Below are 25,949 nucleotides of genomic sequence, written 5' to 3' on the forward strand. Positions count from 1 at the left end.
TTTTAACACAATGTTTACCCTGCAGTTTCTGTCAATCAAACTGTTTACTGAATACGGAACTGACCGATCAGCTGATTCAGTGTTCTCGCCTGAGCAGAGAGCTCATTGGAGACGGCCGCGCTTTCTTCAGCGGCAGCAGAATTGGCTTCTGTTACTCTGGAAACCTCTTTGATTCTGTTGTCCACCGAGACGATCATTTCCGCCTGCTGAACACTGGCCTGCGCAATTTCATCCATCAGCGTTTTGATGGACTGGATGCATTCGCTGATGACCTGCATGGCAGAAATGACAAGACCTGTGGAATCGGTACCGACTTTTACATCCTGAATGGAGCGGCCGATCAAAGCACTTGTATTTCCCGCGGCTTCGGCGGATTTGGCGGCGAGGCTTCTGACTTCCTCGGATACGACAGCGAACCCTTTTCCTGCCTCTCCGGCACGGGCGGCTTCCACTGCGGCGTTCAGCGCAAGAATATTTGTCTGAAAGGCAATGTCTTCGATGGTCTTTATGACACTGACAATCTGGGCGGAAGACCGGTCGATATTACCGGTAGCTGTGACAAGCTGTTCCATTTTGGTATCGGCTTCGGCCGCGTAACCGGTGGCTCTGTCGACCAGATTGCTGGCATTGGTACAACGTACAGTACTGTTCTGAATCTGTGCGGTGATGTCCGTAATATTGGAGACAAGACCGTTGATGGAATCCTTCTGCTGCATGGTTCCCTGGGACAGGGCGGCAGCTTCCGCGGATACCTGATTTGAACTGTTGCTTACCTGATTTGCAATGTGCGTGATGTCGCGCATTACCTCCGTGAGGCGGGTGCGGATGCTCTGGAGACTCTGCGCCAGAACTTTGAAATCTCCCATGTAATAAGATTCGTTTCTAGTTACATCCACAGCCATATTGCCATCGGCCATCTCGCCGAGAATCCGGCCGATATCTTCGATGGTTTTTCTCAGACAGTCGCAGACATGATGAATCGTCTGTGCAATCATGCCGATTTCGTCTTTTCTTCCGTAAAATGGCGCCAAATCCCGGTCGGCGGAAAGCTCCAGATTACCGAGACGCCGGATAGCCCTTTCCATGACCATCAGCTCCCGACCCTCCCGGTACAGAATCAGCAGAGTGATAAATATGATGACAATCGCAACAACTGCGCATAGAATACCCACCGTAAAGCGCACGGTTGTCACTTCCGCATACACTTCCGCGGCATCATCGTGAACCATGAAAACCCAGTTCCTGTCTTTGAGATATTTATAGACCACCAGCTGGTCCGTACCGTTTTCATCCTGATAGGAATAAGTACCGGCCTGGGTGTTCCCGTCTGCCTTGATTCGACGGATAATTTCCAGATAGCCGCTGTCGGTGGTCTGGGTATTCAGCAGTGACTCATCCTGATGATACAGGTAAGTACCGGTATCCACATTCAGAAATACATATTCACAGTGCGGAAGCCCTTCAATATTTAACCCCAGCAGTACATCCATCAGACGGCTGGCATAGACGCCGGCGCCCACATAACCGATACAACTGTCGTCCTCAAAAAGCGGATAATACATGGAGAGAATCATGCTTCCGGTCCCCGGAGATTTCATTATTCCCAGGTTGGTCAGCTGCGGCCCGGCCAGAATTGTATTGCGGAATTCCTCCAGGGATTCGCCGGTTCGGGTGGTTATTCCGATGGCATTCTGTGAAGTATGTGTCAGAATATATGTAGAGGGAGTACCGATATACAGACCTTCAAAAATGCCTTTCACTGCGGCAAAGTCTTCCGTATATTGCTGTCCTTTCTGAAGCAGAACGGGATCTTCGGGGTTAGATAACAGATTGCGTACTTCGCTACCCAGGGCGAAAGCCATCATATATTCCTCCGCCGACGCCACGTAATCATTTATGATTGCGGCTCTTGATTCCACCGCATCGATCATCTGATTGGTGATATCGTTTTCAACCATGGAAGCAACGCGGTCAGATACAATGAGCCAGAGGATCAGCATTCCGGCAAAAAAGATAACCGTGGTAATAATACCTATTCGTGTGGCAAGTTTTCGATTGACAAGAAATTTCATAGAAGCCTCCAACTGTAAGAATATTGCTGAATCAAGTTTACCACTTTTGAGAAATTTTTTCAAGTAAGGTTTGAGCGATGCAAAAAGCAGGGATTGCCTTGACAAATACTCCATTCTATGAAAATATGTTGACATACTATATTAAGCGTATTGGAGGTTATCTGAGATGAATGAAAAAAAGAACGGTTCTGTATTTAATCTGACACTGGCTGCCATGTTTCTGGCAACAGGCCTGCTGCTTCCGTTTCTGACGGGACAGATTCCGCAGTTTGGGAACATGCTTCTGCCCATGCATATTCCGGTTCTTCTGTGTGGCCTGATCTGCGGCTGGCAGTACGGGCTGGCCGTGGGGGCTGTGCTGCCGATTCTGCGTTACTTTCTATTTGGAATGCCGGTGCCCTTTCCTACCGGAATTGCCATGGCCTTTGAACTTGCCACCTATGGTCTGGTGGTAGGATTATTGTACTCCCGGTCTCGCTGGCAGTGCGTGATTGCACTATATCGCAGCATGATTGCCGCAATGGTGTCCGGACGTGTGGTCTGGGGGATTGTACAGATAGTATTGCTTGGTATCAGCGGCGGAGGATTTACCTGGAAAATGTTTATGGCAGGGGCGTTTCTCAATGCAATTCCCGGCATTATACTGCAGCTGACTCTGATTCCTGTCATTATGGTTGCTCTGAACCGGACGGGATTGGTGCGATTCAGCCGTCAGGGGGCACAGGCCCGGAAAGCGGGAGAGGAAGCATGATGGATATCTTGTGGAAAATCGCGGAACGAATTCAGAATTATGAGAAATTTCCGCTGCTGATAGCTGTGGACGGAAGGTGTGCTGCAGGTAAGACCACGCTGGCTGCCGCACTGAGAGAGAGGACAGGCTGCCAGGTAATACATATGGATAATTTTTTCCTGCGGCCCGGGCAGAGGACGGAACAGCGTCTGCAGGAGCCGGGCGGGAATGTGGATTATGAGCGTTTTCTGGAAGAGGTGATGCTTCCTCTCAGCCGGGGAGAAGGCTTTTCCTATCGGGCCTTTGACTGCAGGAAGATGGAGCTGGCGGATGCCGTCCGGGTGGAGCCCCGGGCCGTGACAGTTGTAGAGGGATCCTACAGCTGCCATCCTGCTTTGTGGGACTATTATAGTCTGCATGTGTTTCTGGACATAGAGAAGGAGGAACAATTTCAGCGGATATGCCTCCGAAACGGGAACCAGGCAGCCGCCAGGTTCCGTGAACTGTGGATTCCGCTGGAGGAGAAATATTTTGCCGCTTACAGGATCAGGGAACGATGTGAACTGACCTCCCCGTAGAAGCCGGGGAATCGTGCCGGTTACAGGTTATCAAATGCGATTGTTTCCTTCTCCAGTTCGGCTACCACTTCCTGGTTAATTCCCATACGCTGTGTGATATCTTTCATGTCGGCGGCAAGGCTTCTGCTGTTGTCAGCCACACCTGTGATTCCGCCGGTCCCTTCATCGATGGCTTTTGTGATAGTTGCAATGGACTCTGCAATGCCGGACATGGAAGTTTTCAGACGTTCGGTCCGCTCATAGAATTCATCCATGGTTCGGCGGATGTAAGCGGCGTCTTCCTTGTACTGGCAGCCGGACTGTACGAAGTCCTGGAATTCCTTCAGGACAGACTGGCTCATGTAGTCAATCATATGTTGTGCGTGTTCGGACAGATTGCCGACAGCGTCAGTAACCACATTATTGATTTCCCGGATTCGACTGGCGGTTTCCTGGCTGGAATTGGAAAGCTCGCGGATTTCTCTGGCAACCATGGAAAAACCTTTGCCGGCATCGCCTGCGTTGGCGGCCTCCACGGAAGCATTCAGTGAAATCAGCCTTGTCTGTTGGGCGATGGCAAGAATTTCGCCGGTCAGATTCTTAATCTGGTTTACGCTTTTGCTTTTTTCAATGGCATCATTGAGAGAATGCAGAATTTCTTCTGTTTTGGCTCCGGTGATTCTGGCGCTGTTTTGAGCGGACTGCTGCATGGCGTCTGCCCGTGTATTCATGCGGGCAGTATAGTCGGTGATGGCTCTGCAGTCTTCGGCTATGGTCCGCACATCCAGGTGCACACTGCCGGCACTGCTGTTGATAACAGATATATTGCCGGCCACTTCCCGGAAAGTGGAGGAAAGCTGATCCGCAAGTCCGGAGAGGTCAGCCGCACTTTTTCTGGAAGTCTGAGTCTTCTTCAGAACCTCACCAGTCATATTGTTAATGCGTCCGGAACTGTCCTGTATGGTTTTGAGGATGCTTTTGATCGGAATTATCACATTGCCGGTAATCAGCTTCAGATCTGCAAATACCAGCAGAATACAGGCAGACGCAGCGAAAATGCCTATGATCAGGGATACAAGGTACACAGCGGAGAGGCGGCTTCTGGCCTCTGCGGTCTGTTCACTGATAGAGGCATTCAGGGCGTCAATATCTCCTTCCATTGCGTCGGCAAAGGAAGCGACATCGCCGTTGGCCAGGGCATAGGCATCCTGGGTTTTGTGGCTTGCGCTGGCACAGACCAGATGAACCAGGGCATGCTTAAAGGAATCGTAATCGGACAGCAGGGATTCGTACCGGGGCCGGTCCTCTGGCATGACATAATCTTCATAATCTGTGAGCATATTGTCCAGAAGTGCTTCTTCTTCCTTGATCTGCTGAATGAGAGTGATCATTGTGTTATAGTCCGTGGCAACAATGTGACTCAGGGCCATTTTGTGAATGTTCATGGAAGACTGGTATATTTCAGCCAGCCGGCTTTTGCCTTCCATATAATTGTCGGCGATGTTGGAGGCGCTGGCGTTCACATTGCGGATATTGAAAATGGACAGGATATTTGACAGCAATGCCACAATACCCAGAAGTGCAATGGGAATGATCAGACGATGTTTTAAACTGATATTTTTCATTATGGCGGATACTCCTTTTGTTCACTGTGGAAGTCTTCAGATTTTATTGTCCTGCTGTTATGCATGGCGGTACAGCCGGTTACCGGGAGTCTGTACCGGGAAAGCTGCGGGGGGAAGCAATCGGGTAAGTCAGGGAGCGGTAATTCCTGTAACCATTGTATCGAGTAATTCCTGACGACTCTTTCCGGAAGGGGTTCCATTCAGAATTTCCGCGGTAAAAGCGGTAACAGGATCCCAGAAATTGCCGCCGATACGCTGCAGACAGGAAAATTCAGACTGTTCCAGCAGCGCTGTAATGGCAGGGGAATTCTGAACTTCCTCCGAAGCGGCAGCGTTGATATTGGATGGCCCCTGGCCCCGGAGACGGAAGCGGAGTTCCTGATTTCCTTCATTTGTAATCCATTCGGCCAGTTTTGCCGCCCATTTGGGATTTTCGGAATAGGCATTTACCCCGATGAGCTTATATCCGGAGAAAGAAGCCATCTGGACCTGACGGCCGGCACAGGTATAAGAGGGCAGTTTGGAAGCTCCGAAGTTGCTCTGCCATGCATTTTCCACGATCACTGCGTTCCAGGTACCGCTGATACCTGCAATGATAGTACCGTTTTGGATACCTTCCACAAATCCGGCGTCATCGGTGCTGATAAAGCCCGGATTTTCTGCGATATTTTCCATGGACCTCACCACATCGGTTCCCTTGATATCCCCTTCAGTGCTGTTCCAGGTACAGAAGTTGGTAATGCCGTCGTCGTTCAGGCCCACGGTGAGACCGGTGTTGCCGAACAGAGAGTACACATACCAGCCGGAAGACCATTCCATGGAGACTTTCTTCCCCTGAGAAGCGGCAATGTCCAGCATGCGGTCCCAGGAGAGTATGTCTTCCTCCGAAAAATACTGCTTGTTATAATATAAGAAATATCCGTTATCTGCGGTCAGCGGATAGGCGTACAGGGTATTGTTTACAGAGGCGGCGGAGACTGCCTCGGGCAGATTTGAGGCCTGCAGCATATCCGCATTTTCCACAGGATTCAGGGCACCTGCCGCTACCAGAGTGTTCAGCTGGTCGTCTGCGAAAGCAAACACATCAGCGCCGTTTTCCAGATCAGCCATCAGCGCATTGGTACAGCTGCCTTCGCTCTGGGGTTCATATGTAATCTGAAAATCCGCTTCCGTCTGATATTTATTTTCAAATTCTTCAATTATCTGACGAAGCAGTTCCTCGTCCTCTTCGGCGCCCCAGACAGTGAGGCTGACGGTACCGGAATCCGATGACGGCTTTTCTTCTGAAGCGGTGTGATGACTGCTCTGGCATCCGGACAGGGATATGGCCAATGCAAAAAAGGCCGGAAGCCATATGACAATTTTCTTTTTCATGACAATCTCCGTAATGTAATATTTTCTCCACAATTTTATCACTGTACGATATTTTTTGCAATATGGTTGTCGGCCTGTCCGCGCAGCGGGGAGCTTTCAGGCCGGATGGTTACTCTGCTATATACAGCGGAAGAAAAAATTCATTTCCGTATTTGTAAAAACGCTTAAGTTATGGTACAATGTTGAGTCGGAAAAGTTTGCTCTCGGTTATACAGCAGGATAAAAGTTATAAAATCAGGAGGACACAATATGCCACAGAGAACTGACATTAAAAAAGTGCTGATTATAGGTTCGGGTCCTATTATTATCGGTCAGGCCTGCGAATTTGACTATTCCGGTACACAGGCCTGTAAGGCACTGAAGAAGCTGGGGTATGAGATTGTACTGGTGAATTCCAACCCGGCTACCATTATGACGGATCCGGAGATGGCGGATGTCACCTATATCGAACCGCTGAATAAGGAGCGTCTGGAACAGATTATCGCCAAGGAGCGGCCGGATGCTCTGCTGCCCAATCTGGGCGGGCAGTCCGGGCTCAATCTCTGTGCAGAGCTTGCCGCGGCGGGAATTCTGGAGAAATATCAGGTGAAGGTAATCGGCGTGCAGGTGGAGGCTATTGAACGGGGAGAGGACCGCATTGAATTCAAGAAGGCAATGAATGCCCTGGGGATTGAGATGGCCCGCAGTGAGGTGGCCTACACTGTGGAGGAGGCTCTGCAGATTGCGGACAGGCTCAGATTTCCTGTGGTGCTGCGTCCTGCGTACACCATGGGCGGTGCAGGAGGCGGACTGGTATATAACAGAGATGAACTGCGGACGGTTTGTGCCAGGGGGCTGCAGGCGTCTCTGGTGGGACAGGTTCTGGTGGAAGAGTCCATTCTGGGCTGGGAAGAGCTGGAGCTGGAAGTGGTCCGGGATGCGGAAGGCAATATGATTACCGTCTGCTTTATTGAGAATATAGATCCCATGGGGGTGCACACGGGGGATTCCTTCTGTGCAGCGCCCATGCTGACAATTTCGGAAGAGCTGCAGAGGCGGCTGCAGGAACAGGCTTACCGTATTGTGGAGAGTGTGCAGGTCATCGGCGGCACCAATGTTCAGTTTGCCCACGACCCGGTCAGCGACAGAATTGCTGTCATAGAGATTAATCCAAGAACTTCACGTTCTTCCGCGCTGGCCTCCAAGGCCACGGGTTTTCCCATTGCGCTGGTCAGTGCCATGCTGGCGTCAGGGCTTACGCTCAGGGACATTCCCTGCGGGAAATACGGCACTCTGGATAAATACGTGCCGGACGGCGACTATGTGGTAATTAAGTTTGCCAGATGGGCCTTTGAGAAATTCAAGGGCGTGGAGGATAAGCTGGGCACTCAGATGCGGGCTGTGGGTGAGGTCATGAGCATCGGAAAGAATTATAAGGAAGCGCTGCAGAAAGCGATCCGTTCCCTGGAAATCGGCAGATACGGGCCGGGACAGGTATCGAAGCTGGAGGAGAAATCCCTGGAGCAGCTGCTGCGGATGCTGTTGACTCCTTCCAGCGAAAGACATTTTGTTATGTATGAAGCACTGAAGAAGGGCGCGTCCGTGGAGGAACTTCACGAGATTACCCATGTGAAGAAGTGGTTCATTGAACAGATGAAAGAGCTGGCGGAGGAAGAAAGGGAGTTGCTCACATGCCGGGGCGGACTTCCCGCGGATGAACAGCTGATCAGGGCGAAAAGGGATGGATTTTCGGATAAGTATCTGAGTATTCTCCTGGAGATTCCCGAACAGGAAATCCGGGAGCGCCGGATTGCGCTGGGGATGGAGGAGAACTGGGAGGGCGTCCATGTAAGCGGTACCCCGGACAGTGCTTATTATTATTCCACGTACAATGCGCCGGATCAAAATCCTGTCCGGACGGATAAACCAAAGGTGATGATTCTGGGCGGCGGTCCAAACCGCATCGGTCAGGGAATCGAATTCGATTATTGCTGTGTCCATGCTTCGCTGGCTCTGAGGAAGCTGGGCTTTGAGACCATTATCGTCAATTGTAATCCGGAGACGGTGTCCACAGACTATGACACCTCGGACAAGCTCTACTTTGAGCCGCTGACGCTGGAAGATGTGCTGAGTATTTATAATAAGGAGAAGCCGGTGGGAGTCATTGCCCAGTTCGGCGGACAGACACCTTTGAACCTTGCGGCAGATCTGGAGAAAAACGGTGTCCGCATTCTGGGTACCTCTCCTGCCGTGATTGACCTGGCGGAGGACAGGGATCTGTTCCGGGCCATGATGGAGAAGCTGGAGATTCCCATGCCTGAGTCCGGGATGGCCACGACAGTGGAGGAAGCACTGAAAATCGCCCACGAAATCGGATATCCGGTGATGGTGCGTCCCTCCTATGTGCTGGGCGGCCGGGGCATGGAGGTGGTGTACCATGATGAGAGCCTTACCAGCTATATGAAGGCTGCGGTTGGCGTGACACCGGACAGACCCATTCTCATTGACAGGTTCCTGAATAATGCCACCGAGTGCGAGGCGGACGCCATCAGTGACGGAACCCATGCTTTCGTGCCTGCAGTCATGGAGCATATTGAGCTGGCCGGGATTCACTCCGGTGACTCAGCCTGCATGATTCCTTCCAGGCACATTTCAGAAGAAAATGTGGAGACAATCAAGGAATATACCAGGAAGATTGCCGAGGAGATGCATGTGCGTGGGCTGATGAACATGCAGTATGCCATTGAGAACGGCAAAGTGTATGTGCTGGAAGCCAATCCCAGAGCGTCCCGCACAGTGCCTCTGGTATCAAAAGTGTGCAATATCCGCATGGTTCCTCTGGCCACGGACATTATTACTTCCGAGATTACAGGCCGTCCCTCCCCGGTGCCGGAATTGAAGGAGCAGAAGATTCCCTATTACGGGGTGAAGGAGGCGGTATTCCCCTTCAACATGTTCCCGGAGGTGGACCCCATTCTGGGACCGGAGATGCGTTCCACCGGCGAGGTGCTGGGTTTGTCGGCATCGTCGGGAGAAGCATTTTTCAAGGCCCAGGAGGCTACCCAGACAAAGCTTCCTTTAAGCGGTACCGTGCTCATCAGCGTCAACCGCAGGGACAAGGCTGAAGTAGTGGAGGTAGGAGAGGCCTTTCAGAAAGCCGGATTCCGGATTCTGGCTACCGGAAGTACCTGTGCGCTGCTGAATGAAGCGGGAATTCCGGCCAGAATGGTGAAAAAGCTTTATGAGGGCAGACCCAATCTTCTGGATCTGATTACCAACGGTGAGATTGATCTGATTATCAATTCTCCCGTGGGAGATGACAGCGAGTATGACGACAGCTATCTGCGGAAAGCGGCCATCAAGGCAAAGATCCCCTATATGACTACCATAGCCGCGGCAAAAGCCACCGCGGAGGGAATCCTGCATGTGCAGAAGGCCGGCAATGGGGAGGTGCACTCTCTCCAGACCCTTCATTCCCGGATTCGGGAGAGAGGATGATGCATCGACTGAAATTCACTGGTCGCGCAGACATTGCTAAGGAGGCGAGATATGAAAAAACAGGCATTGAATCCCTATCTTCCCAGCTGGGAATACATACCGGACGGGGAGCCCTATGTGTTCGGAGACAGAGTATATGTGTATGGCTCCCATGACAGATTTGGCGGATACGCCTACTGCCAGAATGATTATGTGTGCTGGTCGGCGCCGGTAAATGACCTGGGAGACTGGAGATATGAGGGTGTGATTTATCCCCGGTCGGCGGATCCGCTGAATCAGGATGGAGATATGCTGCTGTTTGCGCCGGATGTGACAGTTGGCCCGGACGGCAGATATTATCTATATTATGTGCTGGACGGGGTGAGTGTGGTTTCCGTGGCGGTCTGTGACACCCCTGCGGGAAGATATCAGTTTTATGGATATGTGCATTATGAAGATGGCACAAGGCTGGGAGAAGCGGAGGGAGACGAGCCGCAGTTTGACCCCGGCGTGCTGACGGAAGAGGGAAGAACCTGTCTCTATACCGGATTCTGTATGCCGAACGACGCAGAGCGGCATGGCTCCATGGTGACAGTGCTGGGGGAGGATATGCTGACAATCGTGAGAAAGCCGGAGTTTGTGGTGCCCTCTAAACCTTACGAGAAGGGAACTGGCTATGAGGGACATGCTTTCTTCGAGGCCTCTTCCATTCGGAAAGTGAGAGGCAGATATTATTTTATCTATTCTTCTGTGCTCAGTCATGAGCTTTGTTATGCCACAGCGGATTCTCCTTTCGGACCATTTCGGTATGGAGGAACCATTGTGAGCAACTGTGATCTGTTTATTGACAGCTATAAACCTGCAGAGCGGCCCATGTTTTACGGAGGCAACAATCATGGAAGCATCATTGAGATAAACGGGGCATGGTACATTTTTTATCACAGACATACCAATGGAACCAATTACAGCCGTCAGGGATGTATTGAGAGAATCGAGATTCTGGAAGACGGAAGCATTCCGCAGGTGCAGATGACCTCCTGCGGCGCAAACGGCGGACCGCTGAAAGGAGAGGGGGAATACCCGGCTTATATCGCCTGCAATCTGTACTGCGGCGATGCGGCCACCACGGTGGGTGCACCCGGAGACTGGATGGACTGCAGATTCCCGAGAATAACGCAGGATCAGCCGGACAATGTGGAAGGCCAGGGGTACATAGCCAACATGCGTCCGGGGGCGGTGGCCGGATTCAAATATTTTGACTGCCGGGGTGTGAAACGGATTGCCGTTCGCACCAGAGGAGGCGCCCGGGGAAGCTTCCATGTGAAAACCCGCTGGGATGGAGAAATCCTTGGCACCATTGAACTGGGCCGGAACAACGAGTGGAAAACTTATGAGGCGGACATCACGGTACCGGATGGCATTCAGGAACTTTATTTTGAGTTTGCCGGGACAGGAAAGTTGTCTTTTGCGTCGTTTGAATTACGGAAGTGAAAGGGGCTGATGGCAGAGCTGATTCAATGAACCTGATTTACTGAATAAATGCTTTACACCCTGGGCATAGATTGTTATAATGAAACCAGATACATATAAGTCTGAGAGAGGTCGCAGACTTCCCTTTATTATCAGAAAGCAGGTGATTATATGCCGAGTGGAGTAGAAGTTGCAAAAGTGGCTATTGATGATTTCAAAAAAATACAAAAATATATGTTTTTAGCTAAAGAAGAAGGCGCCACAAGAACATATGCCGAGCTAAAAGAAGAATATTTTTCTTTAAAAGCAATTCTTCAGGTTTGTGGTGTGAACCTGACAGATATTGACAGGATAAAAGAATAAGATGTAATCGCGAATAAATATTGACAATATCAGACAGAGACATCTCTTTGGAGGTGTCTTTTCGTTTTTCAGATAAATAAGTATAAGAGTAAATAAAGAAGAAAATCTTATTGCAGGAAGGATGCCAGTATGATAACCTGAAATTATATTCGGAAGGACAGAAATACAGCGTAAATTGCCATATATTTTGCGAAGGGTATGCGCATGGCAGAACTACAGAAGGAGGTTTCTATGAAATTCGAAATCAGAGACAACGCAATTTACTTTATCCGGGCAGGTGAATGGGGGAAAATTTCGGCCTGTGGGAAGAACTGCATTCGGTTCCAGGCTTCGCCTTCAGGTCCGGTGAAGGAGATGAACTGGACGCTGCTGCCGGGAGAAGTGGAAGCGAAAGCCTGGCTGGAAGGCAATACGGCGATTCTGGAGACCGGGGACATGCAGTGTAAGCTGTATGATAACGGCAGAACGGAATACTTCCGCAACGGCAGGAAAATTCTGTCGGAGAAATGTGAGATGACCTTCAGCACGGGAATCCGGAATTACCGCAGCAGGGGAAGCGGCCTCTGGAGCGGCCGGGTCACATTCGAGCCGGTGGAAGGGGAGCACTTTTACGGATTGGGACATGAGGCAACAGGATGTTTTGACCTGAAAGGCTGTACCATCGATCTGCGCCATGTGAATGCAAAGTGCACTATGCCGGTGGTGTATTCTTCTCTGGGATATGGCTTCCTGTGGAATATGCCTTCCACGGGAAGCTGTGAGCTGGCCTGCAACCGGACCAGGTGGAATAGTGATCGGATGCGGCAGATGGATTATGTGGTCATGGGAGGAGAGCCGGCAGAGGTGGCGCAGGCGCTGGCGGACCTGACGGGACATGCCCCCAGGATGCCGGAGTATGGCCTGGGCTTCTGGCAGTGCAAGCTGCGGTATGAGACCCAGGAAGAGCTTCTGCAGGTGGCCAGACGCTATAAAGAGCTGGGGATTCCGCTGGATGTGATTGTGATTGACTATTTCCACTGGACAGAGCAGGGCGATTATAAATTCGACCCCGTCTACTGGCCGGACCCCAAAGCCATGACGGAGGAGCTGCACGCCATGGGCATTAAGCTGATGGTATCCATGTGGCCCACCATCAATGAGAAGAGTGAGAACTACAGGGAAATGCTGGACCGGAATCTGCTGATCAGGACAGCCAGCGGCTCCAACAGAGTGTTTGACTTCTATGGTCCCCAGGCGGAGATTGACCCCACCAATCCCGAGACCAGAGAGTATGTCTGGTCGAAACTGAAAGAAAATTACATCGACCAGGGGGTGGACTGTCTCTGGTTCGATGAGGCGGAACCGGAGATTCATCCGGAGCATTTTGACAATCTGGTGCTTTCCATGGGAAACGGGGATGAAGTGGGACTCCTTTATCCGTATTACTATGCAAAGCTGGTGTATGACGGGATGAAGGCGGATGGCCGGGAGGATATCATTACGCTGTCCAGGTGCGCCTATCCCGGGGCACAGAGATTCGGCACGCTGGTGTGGTCCGGAGACATCCCTTCCACATTCGAGAGTCTGGCAGATCAGGTGAAATCCGGACTGAATATGGCAATGTGCGGGATTCCCTGGTGGACCACGGATATCGGCGGCTTTTACGGAGGCCATATTGAGACGGAATATTTCCGGGAGCTGATTGTCCGCTGGTTCCAGTATGGACTGTTCTGTCCTGTCATGCGCCTGCACGGCAGCAGAGCCGGCCGGGACAATACGAAGGCTATCATAGAACCCTCCGGCGGCGACAATGAAATCTGGAGCTTCGGGGAGGAGAATTTTGAGACGATTAAAGAGCTGATTCTTCTGCGGGAGAGGCTGAGGCCTTATCTCAGAAAGCATATGGACAGGGCTTCGGAAAAGGGCATTCCGGTCATGCGGCCCATGTTCTTTGACTTCCCGGAGGATGAAGTGTGCTATGGGCTGGGAGAGCAGTATATGTTCGGAGACGATATCCTGTTCGCGCCCATTGTCAGACAGGGAGAGCGGGCGAAAAAGGTGTATCTGCCGGAAGGGAACTGGATTCTCACCAGAGACCGGGAAGTCTGTGCGGGCGGAGCGTGGGCAGAAGTGTCCGCGCAGCTGAACGAATTCATCGCTTTTGTCAGAGAAGGCAGTGATGTGATTGAACTTTTCTGATATCAGAAGCTCTCTGCCCGTGAAAGAAAAAGTGGAAGAGATGTCATTTCAGGTCTGAATTACGCAGGTTCCAGTCCGCTGGAACCTGCGTTTCAGCTATTTTTTACCGGCTTTCACCAACAGCATCATGGGACGACGCAATTCGTCCTTCATTCCCGGAATATGCATCATTTCTTCAGGTGGTTTTGCCTCCTCCACAGCCTCGAGCGCAAAGCCGTTATTCAACAATCCCATCAGGATCTGGGTGAGTGTGTGGTGCTGCTTTACCACATCACATCCCAGAAAGTGTGTGATTCGCTCCCCCGGGATAAAATAATTATCAATGGGCCAATACCGGGGGTTCCGGCTTCCGTGCAGATCCAATCCTGCCCGACGCCTGCGGTAAAAACAGGATGTTCAATGTTAAAAATAAATGTGCCGCCCGGCTTCAATGTCCTGTGGACTTTTTGAAATACAGTCTCGAGATTTTCGATATAGTGCAGCGCCAGATTGGAGACGACGCAATCCCACATTTTTTCCGGGTACTCATATTGCTCTATTCCGCAGACACGATATGAGATGGTGCTTTCCATATTGCGCTTTTTGGCTTCCTCAATCATTTTCCTGCTCAGGTCAATCCCCAATATCTGTATTGCTCTCTGTTCTGCCGCAAATTTACAGTGCCAGCCATAGCCGCAGCCCAGATCAAGGACGGTTTTCCCCTGAAGTGGAGGAAACAGAGGTTTCAGCTGATGCCATTCTCCGGCGGCACTCAAACCATCTCTGCTGCGAGACATTTTCGCATACTCCTCAAAGAATCTGTCATTATCATATTCATTTTTCAAAGTTTTTTGTTCTCCTTTTTTCGTCTGTTCTGATGATGGGTCTTATTATAGCATGGAGTGGTGAAGGAGGAAACAGTGTGTTTTACGAATTTGCCCGATTTTTATTTTGAATGGTGAATGGGAAAGACTTATGGTATAATGACAGTATGGTTTGCTTCAGAACTTTTTGCAGGACAGAAGCATTGCGCTGAAAAAGGAAAAATGATCCCTGTATGGAGCAATGCCGGATAAAACAAAATCTTAGAAAAGGAGTGCTCAATGAAACTGACAATGGAAAAGGCCCCCATGGGCTGGAACAGCTATGACTATTATGACACCACAGTGACAGAAGCGCAGGTAAAGGCCAATGCCGACTATATGGCGGCAAATCTAAAAGAGTGCGGCTGGGAGTACATAGTGGTGGACATCCAATGGTATGCGAAGGACGCGGGAACGCAGAGAGACAAATATCAGTATATTCCCTTTGGAGACATGGAGATGGATGAATACGGCAGATATCAGCCTGGGGTAAATCGTTTTCCCTCTGCGCAGGGAGGAAGAGGCTTCGGGCCTCTGGCGGAATATATTCATAGTCTGGGATTAAAGTTCGGCATTCACATTATGAGAGGAATTCCAAGGCTGGCGGCTCACAGGCATCTGCCCATAGCAGGGACTTCCTTTACGGCGGCGCAGGCGGCGGACCCGGCGTCAATCTGCGGTTGGAATCCTGATATGTACGGGGTTCGGGACAACGAGGCAGGGCAGGCCTACTATGACAGCCTGATGCAGATGTATGCGGACTGGGGTGTGGATTTCATCAAATGTGACGACATCTGTGACAGCTGGATGTACCGGAATCGGAATTTCGGCGGCTGGCATGAGACCCGGATGCTGCAGGAAGCGATCGGGAAGACCGGGCGGGATATTGTGCTCAGCCTTTCACCGGGGCCTGCTCAGATTGACAGAGCATGGCAGTATGAAAAGTATGCCAATATGTGGCGGATAACAGATGACTTCTGGGACCGCTGGGAGCTGCTCAGGAATATGTTCGACAGATGTGAATTGTGGCAGAACCATGTGGCGGAGGGTTCCTACCCGGACTGCGACATGCTTCCGCTGGGTAAGCTGGGAAAAGGATTTGAACGCGGCGAGCGGGATACCTGTTTTACCAGGGACGAACAGATTACCATGATGACGCTGTGGTGTGTCTTCGGTTCACCGCTGATGGTGGGGGCGGAGCTTACCCTGCTGGATGACTGGACGCTGTCACTTCTGACCAGGAGAGACATTCTGAAACTGGTGTCCAATGGGTATGTGGGAAAACAGTTCGAGAAAAGCCAGGATTCCGCCATTTGGAGCTGCCGGAATGAAGCCACAGGGGAGAGATATCTTGCGTTTTTCAATTTTCAGGAAAAGGAGCAGCAGATCTCCTGTAATCTCCGGGAGGTGGAGCAGTTTGCCGGGGAGAAAAGGGAAGTGGAAAGCGCTCTGGAGCTCTGGAGTCAGGTGGAGGTGAAGCCTGCGGGAGATGTGCTGACAGACTGTGTGCCGGCACATGGGGCGAGACTTTTCCTGTTGGGCGGGAAAAAATAGGATGTTCCTGCACTTCTGAGGTTCATGGGGAATGGCTGAGGAATACGGAATGGTATGCTTCCCTGCGTTCTTCCCGATAGATGCGCTCCAGCCTTCTCACCACACGATTATCTCTCAGCCTTGCGGTTAAAAGGGGCGAAAATCGCTTGCCTTCCAGTGAAACTGCGGTTTTGAAGGCTTCTTCAAAGGTCAGCTGTACACCGGTGTAAAGATGATTGGCATCAGTGACATTGTCCAGCCAGTCTGCCAGTCCGATGACATCTACCATCTGACGGGAGGGACATTCCAGCCGCACATAGGAATCAGGATAGCCGTGAGAGCCGTCATACCAGGAGTGATGCCCCAGAGCAATGGGGGCATATCTTCTGGTGGACGGCCGCACAGCCAGATTTTTTTCGCCCACAAGCGTATGCAGATGGGCCATTTCATACTCCTCCTCAAACCATTGTCTCGCCGACTGCGCATACAGACTGGTGAAGCTGATTTTGCCGATATCATGCAGGAGGCTGCCGTTTGTGGCATATTCCAGCACTGCATCCAGCTTTTTACCGGGATTCTCAATCTGACGAATGGATTCAATGTCATCAAAAAAGCCGGATTCTTCTTCCATGATGATTCGGCACAGCTCTGCCGCAGCCTTGCCCACAATATAGGAGTGTATATAGTCCTCGGGCAGAAAGCGCATCAGAAGCTTTTCCACGAAATCCCCATAGGGAATGCTGCTGTCGGTTTCCACGAAGGTGGACATCAGCTGTCTGACATGAAAAAAGAGCTGCTCGTTTTCCGATGCCTGGGGAAAATGCTCCACATAATCAAGAGCCTGTTCATACAGCCGGTCAATATACTCCGTCCGTGCCGGTATTTTTTCCGGATGATCCTGAAGAAAATTGCAGTAAAAGGCTGGCAGGGAAATCATCCGATATATGCCGTCTCCGGAAAAGTCATCCGCCTGTGCGGTATCGATCAGAAGTTCCATTTTCTCAAGCAGCCCGTCCAGTGTATCCAGACCGCAGTAATAGTTGATGGAGTCATAGGAGAAGGAGGACTTGGCAGGCGGATTTTCCCCCCGGCTGCGTGCTTCCTCGAACTGTTTTTCATAGACAATATAGACAGATTCCATGATGTCCACGATGTCCTGAGGAGACATGGCATTTTCTTTGTTGCGGGAAATGCTGGCCGCCATCTGCTGATGCGTCATATAGAGGTATCTGTCCCAGGGAAGCTCAGGGGCCTTTTCACGATATCCTTTATCCTGTAGAATTCGCAGGGTGTAATTGACCAGCCGGATTTTCTCTCCGGATGATTTAAACTGTCCCAGTGCCACATTTGCACGGGAACGTATAATATATCCTTTCGTATCGCTGTCTTCGATTTCTTCGAAGTATTTCAGATAGGCGGCAGCTTCCATAAAGCACAGCCGCATCCGGACCATGTACTTTTCGATGTACAGCCAGTCAAGGCCAACAAGTCTGGTGCATATGCTGTTATAGCCCATTCCCAGCCAGTATAGCTGACGTATCATATCATTCCGGTTTCCCGCCTGTCTGGCCTTGCTCAGCAGTGCACGGCGAATCTGACAGAAAAGTCCCACATCCCGTTCCGTGCGTCCGTCAAACAGGATTCCTGCGAAGTCTTCCAGCTCTCGAAGCGTTTCCGGTTCTGCTTCGAACAGATGATCCAGAAGAGGAAACAGTTTCTCCCGCAGCAATTCCATATTCCGGGCCACAATCTGTTCCAGATGTTTTTTGTCTGACAGTACTTCCTCATAAGGGACGCAAAAGGACCGGCTCCCGGACTTTTCCGATGCCGACAGCTTTGCGATTTCTTTCAAATTGGCTATATATTCCTCCTGATATGGCTGCATAACATTTCAATCCTTTTCCCGTTTTTTCAACTGTCTGTAAAGGACATCCTGCAGCTGCTCCATGCTTACAGGTTTTGACAGGTGTTCGTTCATACCGGCGTCCTTTGCGGCACGGATATCTTCCACAAAAGCGTTGGCCGTCATTGCTACAACCCAGACTTCCTCCGCGTCCTTCCTGGACAGTTTCCGAAGGCGTCTGGTAGCCTCGTATCCGTCCATGACCGGCATCTGGACGTCCATGAAAATCAGATCAAAATAATATTCCGGAGAGGCTTCGAACTTTTCCAGTGCATGAGCGCCATTGTCGGCTACTTCTGCGTCCACGCCGTTCAGGGAGAGCATTTCCAGTGCGATTTCCTGGTTCAGCTCATTATCCTCCACCAGCAGGACATGACACCCGCTGTAATCTGTGCTGGCTCCGGCAGAGAAATCCTGATGACTGCTGTCCGTGTCTGTCAGGTCGGACAGTGTATTCAAAAGCCTGCTCTTAAACAGGGGACAGGGAACGAAAGCGCTGACACCTACGCGGGTTGCACGATATTCCAGCTGAGCCCAGTCCACATCTGAAACCAGCACAATAGGAAAGTCCGGGCCGGCAGACTGCCTTATGTGAGCTGCCAGCTCCAGAGGTGACATGTCTTCCAGCTCCTGCCCCAGCAGCAGCGCACAGGGCATATGATGTTCGCTGCTGGCCTGCGTCAGGCAGGTTACGGCACCCAGTCCGCTTTTTACATGGAGGGGAATCATATCTGCCTCCTGAAGAAAAGCTGTGAGTCTGGCGGCCTGCTGTTCCTGACTTTCGGCTATCAGCACAGCCTTGCCGGCAAGCCGTTCCAGATTTTTCCCATCCTGGGATGTGAAGGAGAGGGGAAGCCTGATCTGAAAACTGCTGCCCACACCTTCGGTGCTTTCCACTTTTATCTGTCCGCCCATGCGGTCTATGAGGCTCTTGACAATCGACATTCCCAGGCCGGTGCCTTCGATTTTATTGACCGCGGCATTTTTCACCCGTTCGAAGGGGACAAAGATTCGTTCCAGAAATTCGCTGCTCATCCCGATACCATTGTCCTCACAGGTAAAGTCCAGAAAGATTCTGTTCTGATCCCGGGAATCGGCAGTATCGTCTGCACGGTGCTGAAAAAGCCTGACAAGAATTTCTCCGTTGTCCGGCGTGTATTTTATCGCGTTCCCGATAATGTTTACCAGTATCTGCCGAAGCCGTAAGGGATCGCCGATAAGGGTCTCCTGGTAAATCTGTCCGATTTCTATCTTCAGATCATGTCCTTTCTGAACTGCCTGGGGACGTACAATGACAGTAATGTCATGGACCAGATCAGCAAGGGAAAAGGTTTCTTCGTTCAGACTCATCCGGTCACTGTCTATCCGGGAGATGTCCAGTACATCGTTTACCAGACTCATCAGATGGGAGGAGGCTGTCTGTATCTTCTGCAGGCAATCCTGCACCCGGGCCTTCTCGTCAATGTGGGACAGGGCGATGGCTGTCATGCCTGCAATGGCATTCATTGGGGTACGTATGTCATGGGACATATTGGACAGAAAGGTGCTTTTGGCTCTGTTCGCTTCCTGTGCCTGTGTCAGAGCGGTTTTCAGCATCTGCAGCTGAAGATTGAGATCCGATATGTCGGTGAGCTCCGGATTTTGGGTATCAGTTTTTTTCATTGTATCCATTCCGCATACTCCTTTGATATCCGGTAAATTTCGCATGTACTTTTATTGTACTTTTTACGCAACGTCTTGTCAATGAGGATGCGCACTCTTCTCTATATTTTATGTGACCGTGTTACGCCTGGGGCAGGCAGTGTCATCTGTATGAAAGTTAAGTATTGCTTTTTTGTCAGGTATTGTGTAGACTTAAGGTACTTACTTTATTTTCAGCTGCACAGAGAGGAGCATCTATTATGAAACGTGCGATGAAGCAGTCAACTCTGATTTTGATTTTGAATGGGATTTCTATTTTGACATTACTGTATATGGTATATTCTCTGTTTTTATACAGTTCTGTCAGCAGCAGACTGACAGAGGCCAATGAAGACCGGTTTGCGCTGACCTACAATGCCAATCGATTTATGAATGGTTCTGCATATCTGACAAATGAGGTCAGGGCTTTTGCCGCTACCGGCAGCCAGGAGCATTACGACAATTACTGGAATGAAATCAATGTGCTGAAGAACAGAGACCAGGGAGTGGCGGCTCTGCAGGAGATCGGAATTACCAAAGAGGAACAGCTTATGATCGACGAGATGTCCGCTCTGTCCAATCAGCTGGTTCCGCTGGAAGAAGAGGCCATGAAGGAAGTACAGGCAGGAGAGAGTGAAAAGGCAGTGGAATATGTGTACGGGGAGGAATACAGTACTTCCATTGCACAGATCAATGCTCTGAAGGAACAATTCCTTGCCGCGCTGGATGTGAGGTCTCTGGACCAGGTGGAAGCGATGGAGAGAGAAGCGGGATTTATCAGGCTGAGAATGATTCTGGCGCTGGTGATGGTCAGTTTCATTCAGCTGCTGAATATGATTATTACCAGGATACAGATTATGCGCCCTGTAATTGCGGTGAAGAATCAGATGGGAGAAATTTCTCAGGGAAATCTCTCAGCGGCATTTTCTCTGGAAGCCAACACTTCCGAAATCGGTATGCTGGTAAATTCCATTCATGAAACCAGGCGGGAGCTGAAAAAATATATCAAGGATATCGACTACATACTGGCCCAGATGGCTCAGGGCAATATGAATCTGACAGTGGGAGAGGACTACCGGGGAGAATTCCTTCCGATTCAGAATGCCATGAAGCAGATTCTGGACTCTCTGAATGGCGCACTTATGGGAATCAACAGTACGGCCGAGAGGGTTTCCATGGAATCGGAGCATATGGCTTCCGACGCCCAGACGTTGTCCAGTGGTTCTGTGGAACAGGCAGCTGCCGTCCAGGAGTTGTCTGCGAGCATACAGGATATCTCCAGGCAGGTGGACAGTACTTCGAAGGATGCGGACAATGCCAAAACGCTGTCAGAAGAATCATCGGCCCATCTTCAGGTGTGCGACGAGAAGATGGGGGCTTTGACAGAAGCCATGGCGGATATATCCCGTTCTTCCAATCAGATTGGCGGTATCATCAAAACCATTGAGGACATTGCGCTTCAGACGAAGATATTGGCATTGAATGCGTCGGTGGAAGCGGCGCGGGCAGGCGGCGAAGCGGGTAAAAGCTTTGCAGTGGTGGCAAACGAAGTACAGAGTCTGGCAAACAAAAGTTCCGCGTCAGCCCAGGATATCACAGAGCTGATTGAGAATTCCATGCGGCTGGTGTCCTATGGAGAGACACTTTCCACAGATACCACCCAGGCTCTTTCCGAGGTGATTTCCAGTGCTGAGAAATCGGCGGAAATGGTGGAAAGGATTGCGGCGTCGGCTGTGGAACAGGCCCAGTCTCTGAAACAGCTGACCCTGGGGATGGAACAGATATCCGAGGTAGTCCAGACCAATGCGGCAACCGCGGAGAAATCAGCCGCTTCTGCCAGAGAGCTGAATCAGCAGGCAGATGAGCTGCGGCTTTCTGTTCAGCAGTTTAAACTGCGGGAAAGGGGCAGAAGATAGCGGACAGGGGGAACAGGAAAACGCGGAGAAGATTATTCTTCTCCGCGTTCATTTTCGGAAACCTCTTTTTCAGAGGAAGTCTTCACCGCAATGCCGTTTACGATCACGCCGCCGTCCAGCTCGATGACAAGACACTCCCTGCCGTTTATTCTGCGGGTTTCAATCAAATCGGTGCGTTCCGGATTGACCTTGATGACGATATCCGGAGTTTTCACCTCGAAGGAACGAGTGTTCATAACATTGGACATGAGCAGGGAAGTATTCTCCCCGGCTGTTTCGTCGTAATGCCGGTCAAATTCATCCAGCTTGTCATTTGCCACGCCGCTGTCGGCCAGAATGGTTTTGACTTCATTTTTATCCAGTACAAGTGGTTCCGGTGCCTCTCTGTGCTCTTCCGCCAGCTCGGTGAACCGGTCGTGAATGCTTTTTACCACTTCGATATCGCAGTCTTCTCCCAGGGTATCTTCTATCAGAGCCTGAAAGGTTTCTTTCTGGCTGTCGGCGGAGAGGGGCAGGGGACAGCCAAACAGCTGTTCCACGAATCCTTCCTTTAACTCTTCCGAATTTTTCGAATAGTACAGAAGGCTGTGAATATCCGCGCTTCTGTCAGTGAAGGCCGGGAAGAGGAAACCTGCCTCGGGAAGAGATACCACCCAGTCCCGGGTACGGTTTCGGAATGTATTTTCCTCTGCGTCATAACTCAGGCCTGGCCTGGACAGCTCAACGGGACAGATACAGGACAGTATGTATTCATAGATTTCATCGGAGGCATCCTCCATTTCCAGACCGTCCGTGGTCCTTCCCGGCACATCATAGATGTCATGGATGATCAGAATCAGATAATTTCCCACATATTCATAGTTTTCGATGATTTTATCATAGTAGGCTTCCAGCAGGGCATCATCTTTCAGCTTGCTGTCTCTCAGGCGCAGCAGAAATTCATGGGTATTGTCCGGAGATTCCGTGTCTGCGGCAAGCCCGGCCACTTCCAGAGACAGAGGGAAATCCAGGGTCAGGAGGTTTCTGCCCAGAGTTCCGGACAGAACCTTCCGCAGAATTTCGAAGTATTTGAACATTTCCTCTTCGGGAAGGGCCAGAAAGGCCTGCTTCAGCTCGGTTTTTTTATTTTTCTCCCCATCCACATAACAGCCGCAGATACGTGTGATAGAGCAGTTTTTGGGTGTGAGCAGCTTTTTGATTTCTGCAATCTCTTTTTTGGTCATAGCGTCAACTCCTTAAATTGATTTCGGTCTGTTTTTACGGCACTTGTTCAGTATATACCAAAATTTATGGGCGGGCAAGTTACAAATGGGTTGTGGCAGGAGAATTCTTGTGATACTATTAATAGGATGGATTTGGAATGTCAGAAAAGCAAAGCAGCTGTACAGACTGATAAAATATACAGAAAGGCAGGAAAACAGATGGGCAGGAAAGAAAAAAAGGATTTTCAAGGGAAGGGATTTGTAGCGGAGTTCAGAAAGTTTATTACAAGAGGGAATGTGCTGGATATGGCAGTGGGTGTCATTGTGGGCGGCGCGTTTACTTCCATTGTGACTTCGCTGAACCAGGATATTCTGACACCGATACTGGGCATTTTCGGCGGTACGGATTTCAGCTATCTGTCTGTTACTCTGGGCGGCGGGGAAAATGCGCCGGTGCTTTATTACGGGAAATTTATTACAGCAATTATCAATTTCCTGATTACGGCGCTGGTTATTTTCTGTCTGATTAAAGTGATCAACGCGCTGAGTGACAGGATGAAGAAAAAGGAAGAGGACAAGCCTGCCGCACCCACTACGAAGAAGTGTCCCTATTGTCTCAGTGAGATTCCGAAAGAGGCGCTCAGATGCCCTCACTGTACTTCTCATCTGGATGAAAAGAAGGAGAACCGGTAAATTATCGGTATGCCGGACAGGGAGGCCGCTATGTTTTTACTAAAAAGAGGAAAAAAATGGATCTGTCTGATGGCAGGTGCGCTGACAGCTGTCATACTGGGAGGCTGCGGCGGAGCCGGGGAGAAGACCCAGAGTGCCATGCAGATGATTCAGGAGCTGGATTATCAGGGGGCGCTTGCGCAGCTGGACAGTGCGGAGGAGAGCGGGGAGAACAGCAGACTGATTAACAGAGCCAGGGGAATCGCCTGCATGGGACTGATTGACTATGAAGGGGCGGCTGCTTTTTTTGAGGCGGCCATTGCAGGCAGTGACGGTCTGGTGCAGAGTATAGATTATGATCTGAATTTCTATCTGGCTGCAGCTTACACCAAGAGTGAAAGATACAAAGAGGCGGAGGAAATCTATAATGCGGTGCTTGCCCTGCGCCCGAATGAAGAGGACGCCTATTTCCTCCGGGGAAATGTGCGTCTGGCGCTGAACAATTATGAGGAGGCCATCGCGGATTTCGATAAGGCTATTTCCATGAACCCTGCAAATTACGACCGGCTGATAGAAATATTTGAAGTGCTGGATTATTACGGGCATGGAGAGGCGGGGCAGGTTTATCTGCGGAATGCTCTGGAGTCCGGGGGAAAGGACATGGACAAATACGTCAGCGGCCGCATTTATTATTTTCTTGGAGAATATCAGAATGCCTATATGGCGCTGGAGGAAGCGAGAGAGAAGGGCGGCGCGGAGAGTTATCTGTATCTGGGCAGAGCCTATGAGGCCACAGGGGACTACAACTACGCGGCCAACGTTTACAACAGCTACCTGGAGAATAACGAGGGTAATGCGGAAATGTACAACCAGCTGGGACTCTGTGAGATGACCCGGGGAGAGTATCTGAAAGCGCTGGAGGCTTTTCAGGCGGGTATGCAGCTGAAGGATACCGCCATGATGCAGACTTTGTCCTTCAATGAGATTGTGGCTTATGAATTCCTGGGAGAGTACAGGCAGGCACAGGTTCTGATGGAAAATTATCTGAAGAATTATCCTGATGACGAGCAGGCGAAGAGAGAGTACGAATTCCTTTCCACCAGATAAAATGATACAGGAAGTACAAAGGAAAAAAGCATCGGCCGAAGGCCGATGCTTTTTACTGTCTGGCTGCAAGAAGCAATTAAGCTACAACAGTAACGTTGGTAGCACGGATTTTGCTGCTGTTCTGGGGATCACATTCGGTATCGAAAGTAACCTTCTGACCTTCTTCAAGAGACTTGAATCCCTCAGCATTGATGGCGGAAAAATGTACGAATACTTCTTCTCCGGTAGCATCATTGGTGATGAATCCGTAACCCTTCTGTGCATTAAACCATTTTACTGTACCGTTATTCATTTAGGTACCTCCTTCATAATATTTGGTATTTTACGATTCTAAATCCTCGGGCAGAAAAATCACATATTTTTGTAAACCATCATTAAAAGTAACAGTGACTTACAAAAATATGTGAGTTCAATGACTTTCATTTAGAATACGGTTGCAGTATACCACCATTCTATACGTAATGTCAATAAGTTTTTTTGAAAATGTGCATAGATTTTTGAGGTTCAGGGAAAACTTGGTACAAATCGTTTAACTTGGAGGATTTTCCTATGATGATGAATGTATTGTGGATGATGACAGCGTTGGTTGCAGGGTTTATGGTGGGCAGGATATCCATGTATTCCATGTACGGACAGGTGGATGGGGAAGAGACGGAAGAGGCCTCTGCTCCTCAGGAGGAGAGAAAGCGGTTCCGGCGGGGAAGAGGACACAGAACAGAAGAGAAAGGACAGTTCTGGTCCGTGGGAAGTCCGGCATCCGGTGATGTGACGCTGCAGAGGGAGGGAGAACATCCCACAGTGGTAATCCATCCTGACAGCGACAGAATCTATGCGCCGGCGGGCGGAAAAGTCACCAGACTGTTTCCCATGGGCAATGCGCTGCTGTTTACCACGGATTTTGGGACAGAATTATACATTCAGGCAGGAGATCGAAACGACGAGCTTCTGGTCCGACACTATCGCCCCAGAATTGTTCAGAACGAAGTAGTGGAAAAAGGAAAGCTGCTTCTGGAATTTGACAGGGCAGGCCTGGTGACGGAAGGCGCCTCTGCAGAAGTACTTGTCTGTGTGGAGAACTGTTTCTACGGCGGGGAGGTGCGGCTGACGGCCGGTGAATATGTGAAAGTCGGTGAAGAAATTCTGCAGGTATGTGAAAAAACCGCGCAGGAGTCTTTTTCCAAAGCCCGTGCGGTGTCTGTCAAGACTTCCTGATTTTCAGGAAGAAATAAGGCTGTTCCACTATATCTTAATAAATGGATAAGACGGTTA

20 protein-coding genes are annotated in these 25,949 nt (G+C 50.3%); 11 read left to right on the plus strand and 9 right to left on the minus strand.

What is annotated here, in order from left to right:
- Nucleotides 1-44: 44 nt before the first annotated feature.
- On the minus strand, nucleotides 45-2,072 hold the full coding sequence (locus NSB25_RS16315) for a methyl-accepting chemotaxis protein (protein WP_103240606.1): 2,028 nt from the start codon (nucleotides 2,070-2,072) through the stop codon (nucleotides 45-47).
- Nucleotides 2,073-2,238: 166 nt separating this feature from the next.
- Between NSB25_RS16315 and NSB25_RS16320 the strand changes: the two genes are divergently transcribed.
- Together NSB25_RS16320 and NSB25_RS16325 are read left to right on the plus strand one after the other, a co-directional pair.
- Nucleotides 2,239-2,823 (plus strand): ECF transporter S component, encoded by a 585-nt coding sequence (locus NSB25_RS16320; protein ID WP_103240605.1) that lies wholly within the window; start codon nucleotides 2,239-2,241, stop codon nucleotides 2,821-2,823.
- Nucleotides 2,820-3,380 carry a uridine kinase family protein gene (locus NSB25_RS16325; protein WP_146040091.1) on the plus strand — a complete coding sequence of 187 codons (561 nt, stop codon included), beginning with the start codon at nucleotides 2,820-2,822 and terminating at the stop codon, nucleotides 3,378-3,380. The genes NSB25_RS16320 and NSB25_RS16325 overlap by 4 nt, the downstream gene beginning before the upstream one ends.
- Before the next feature lie 20 nt (nucleotides 3,381-3,400).
- Here NSB25_RS16325 and NSB25_RS16330 read toward each other — a convergent pair whose 3' ends face one another.
- Together NSB25_RS16330 and NSB25_RS16335 are read right to left on the minus strand one after the other, a co-directional pair.
- A complete protein-coding gene (locus tag NSB25_RS16330) occupies nucleotides 3,401-4,984 on the minus strand; it encodes a methyl-accepting chemotaxis protein (protein WP_103240603.1) in 1,584 nt (527 codons plus the stop codon).
- A 129-nt stretch (nucleotides 4,985-5,113) separates the two neighbouring features.
- Nucleotides 5,114-6,358: an extracellular solute-binding protein gene (locus tag NSB25_RS16335; RefSeq protein ID WP_103240645.1), complete on the minus strand. Its 1,245-nt coding sequence runs from the start codon at nucleotides 6,356-6,358 to the stop codon at nucleotides 5,114-5,116.
- 249 nt (nucleotides 6,359-6,607) lie between these two features.
- Between NSB25_RS16335 and carB the strand changes: the two genes are divergently transcribed.
- From carB to NSB25_RS16355, 4 genes are all read left to right on the plus strand, one after another.
- A complete protein-coding gene (carB, locus tag NSB25_RS16340; protein WP_103240602.1) occupies nucleotides 6,608-9,835 on the plus strand; it encodes a carbamoyl-phosphate synthase large subunit in 3,228 nt (1,075 codons plus the stop codon).
- A 51-nt stretch (nucleotides 9,836-9,886) separates the two neighbouring features.
- Nucleotides 9,887-11,305, plus strand: a complete 1,419-nt coding sequence (locus NSB25_RS16345; protein WP_103240601.1) for a family 43 glycosylhydrolase — start codon at nucleotides 9,887-9,889, stop codon at nucleotides 11,303-11,305.
- Nucleotides 11,306-11,455: 150 nt separating this feature from the next.
- Entirely contained in the window at nucleotides 11,456-11,647 is a 192-nt protein-coding gene (locus tag NSB25_RS16350; protein ID WP_103240600.1) for a hypothetical protein, read from the plus strand.
- 231 nt (nucleotides 11,648-11,878) lie between these two features.
- The gene (locus NSB25_RS16355) at nucleotides 11,879-13,825 is read left to right on the plus strand and encodes a glycoside hydrolase family 31 protein (protein ID WP_172455165.1); all 1,947 of its coding nucleotides are present in this window, start codon (nucleotides 11,879-11,881) and stop codon (nucleotides 13,823-13,825) included.
- Nucleotides 13,826-13,921: 96 nt separating this feature from the next.
- Here NSB25_RS16355 and NSB25_RS30040 read toward each other — a convergent pair whose 3' ends face one another.
- Nucleotides 13,922-14,095 (minus strand): hypothetical protein, encoded by a 174-nt coding sequence (locus NSB25_RS30040; protein ID WP_330406149.1) that lies wholly within the window; start codon nucleotides 14,093-14,095, stop codon nucleotides 13,922-13,924.
- Nucleotides 14,089-14,649 (minus strand): class I SAM-dependent methyltransferase, encoded by a 561-nt coding sequence (locus NSB25_RS16360; protein WP_330406148.1) that lies wholly within the window; start codon nucleotides 14,647-14,649, stop codon nucleotides 14,089-14,091. Before NSB25_RS16360 ends, NSB25_RS30040 begins: the two co-directional genes overlap by 7 nt.
- A 258-nt stretch (nucleotides 14,650-14,907) precedes the next feature.
- On the opposite strand from NSB25_RS16360, the gene NSB25_RS16365 reads away from it, so the two are divergent.
- Complete coding sequence (locus NSB25_RS16365) at nucleotides 14,908-16,221, plus strand: glycoside hydrolase family 27 protein (protein WP_103240598.1); 1,314 nt, start codon at nucleotides 14,908-14,910, stop codon at nucleotides 16,219-16,221.
- A gap of 22 nt (nucleotides 16,222-16,243) precedes the next feature.
- Here NSB25_RS16365 and NSB25_RS16370 read toward each other — a convergent pair whose 3' ends face one another.
- Both NSB25_RS16370 and NSB25_RS16375 read right to left on the minus strand, forming a co-directional pair.
- Nucleotides 16,244-18,085, minus strand: a complete 1,842-nt coding sequence (locus tag NSB25_RS16370) for an HD-GYP domain-containing protein (RefSeq protein ID WP_103240597.1) — start codon at nucleotides 18,083-18,085, stop codon at nucleotides 16,244-16,246.
- Nucleotides 18,086-18,091: 6 nt separating this feature from the next.
- The gene (locus tag NSB25_RS16375) at nucleotides 18,092-19,774 is read right to left on the minus strand and encodes an ATP-binding response regulator (RefSeq protein WP_172455164.1); all 1,683 of its coding nucleotides are present in this window, start codon (nucleotides 19,772-19,774) and stop codon (nucleotides 18,092-18,094) included.
- Nucleotides 19,775-20,004: 230 nt separating this feature from the next.
- Here NSB25_RS16375 and NSB25_RS16380 point away from each other — a divergent pair, with 230 nt between their 5' ends.
- On the plus strand, nucleotides 20,005-21,699 hold the full coding sequence (locus tag NSB25_RS16380) for a methyl-accepting chemotaxis protein (protein WP_103240595.1): 1,695 nt from the start codon (nucleotides 20,005-20,007) through the stop codon (nucleotides 21,697-21,699).
- A 32-nt stretch (nucleotides 21,700-21,731) separates the two neighbouring features.
- Here NSB25_RS16380 and NSB25_RS16385 read toward each other — a convergent pair whose 3' ends face one another.
- Entirely contained in the window at nucleotides 21,732-22,922 is a 1,191-nt protein-coding gene (locus NSB25_RS16385) for a DUF4317 domain-containing protein (protein WP_103240594.1), read from the minus strand.
- A 198-nt stretch (nucleotides 22,923-23,120) separates the two neighbouring features.
- Here NSB25_RS16385 and mscL point away from each other — a divergent pair, with 198 nt between their 5' ends.
- Both mscL and NSB25_RS16395 read left to right on the plus strand, forming a co-directional pair.
- On the plus strand, nucleotides 23,121-23,594 hold the full coding sequence (gene mscL, locus NSB25_RS16390; RefSeq protein ID WP_103240644.1) for a large conductance mechanosensitive channel protein MscL: 474 nt from the start codon (nucleotides 23,121-23,123) through the stop codon (nucleotides 23,592-23,594).
- 30 nt (nucleotides 23,595-23,624) lie between these two features.
- Nucleotides 23,625-24,680: a tetratricopeptide repeat protein gene (locus NSB25_RS16395; protein WP_172455163.1), complete on the plus strand. Its 1,056-nt coding sequence runs from the start codon at nucleotides 23,625-23,627 to the stop codon at nucleotides 24,678-24,680.
- Between the two features lie 76 nt (nucleotides 24,681-24,756).
- On the opposite strand, the gene NSB25_RS16400 is transcribed toward NSB25_RS16395, so the two are convergent.
- Nucleotides 24,757-24,972 (minus strand): cold-shock protein, encoded by a 216-nt coding sequence (locus NSB25_RS16400; RefSeq protein ID WP_103240592.1) that lies wholly within the window; start codon nucleotides 24,970-24,972, stop codon nucleotides 24,757-24,759.
- Nucleotides 24,973-25,229: 257 nt separating this feature from the next.
- Here NSB25_RS16400 and NSB25_RS16405 point away from each other — a divergent pair, with 257 nt between their 5' ends.
- Nucleotides 25,230-25,892, plus strand: a complete 663-nt coding sequence (locus NSB25_RS16405; RefSeq protein ID WP_103240591.1) for a PTS glucose transporter subunit IIA — start codon at nucleotides 25,230-25,232, stop codon at nucleotides 25,890-25,892.
- Nucleotides 25,893-25,949 lie beyond the last annotated feature (57 nt).

It is taken from the genome of Acetatifactor muris, from assembly GCF_024623325.1.
In the GTDB taxonomy this organism is placed as follows: Bacteria; Bacillota; Clostridia; order Lachnospirales; family Lachnospiraceae; genus Acetatifactor; species Acetatifactor muris.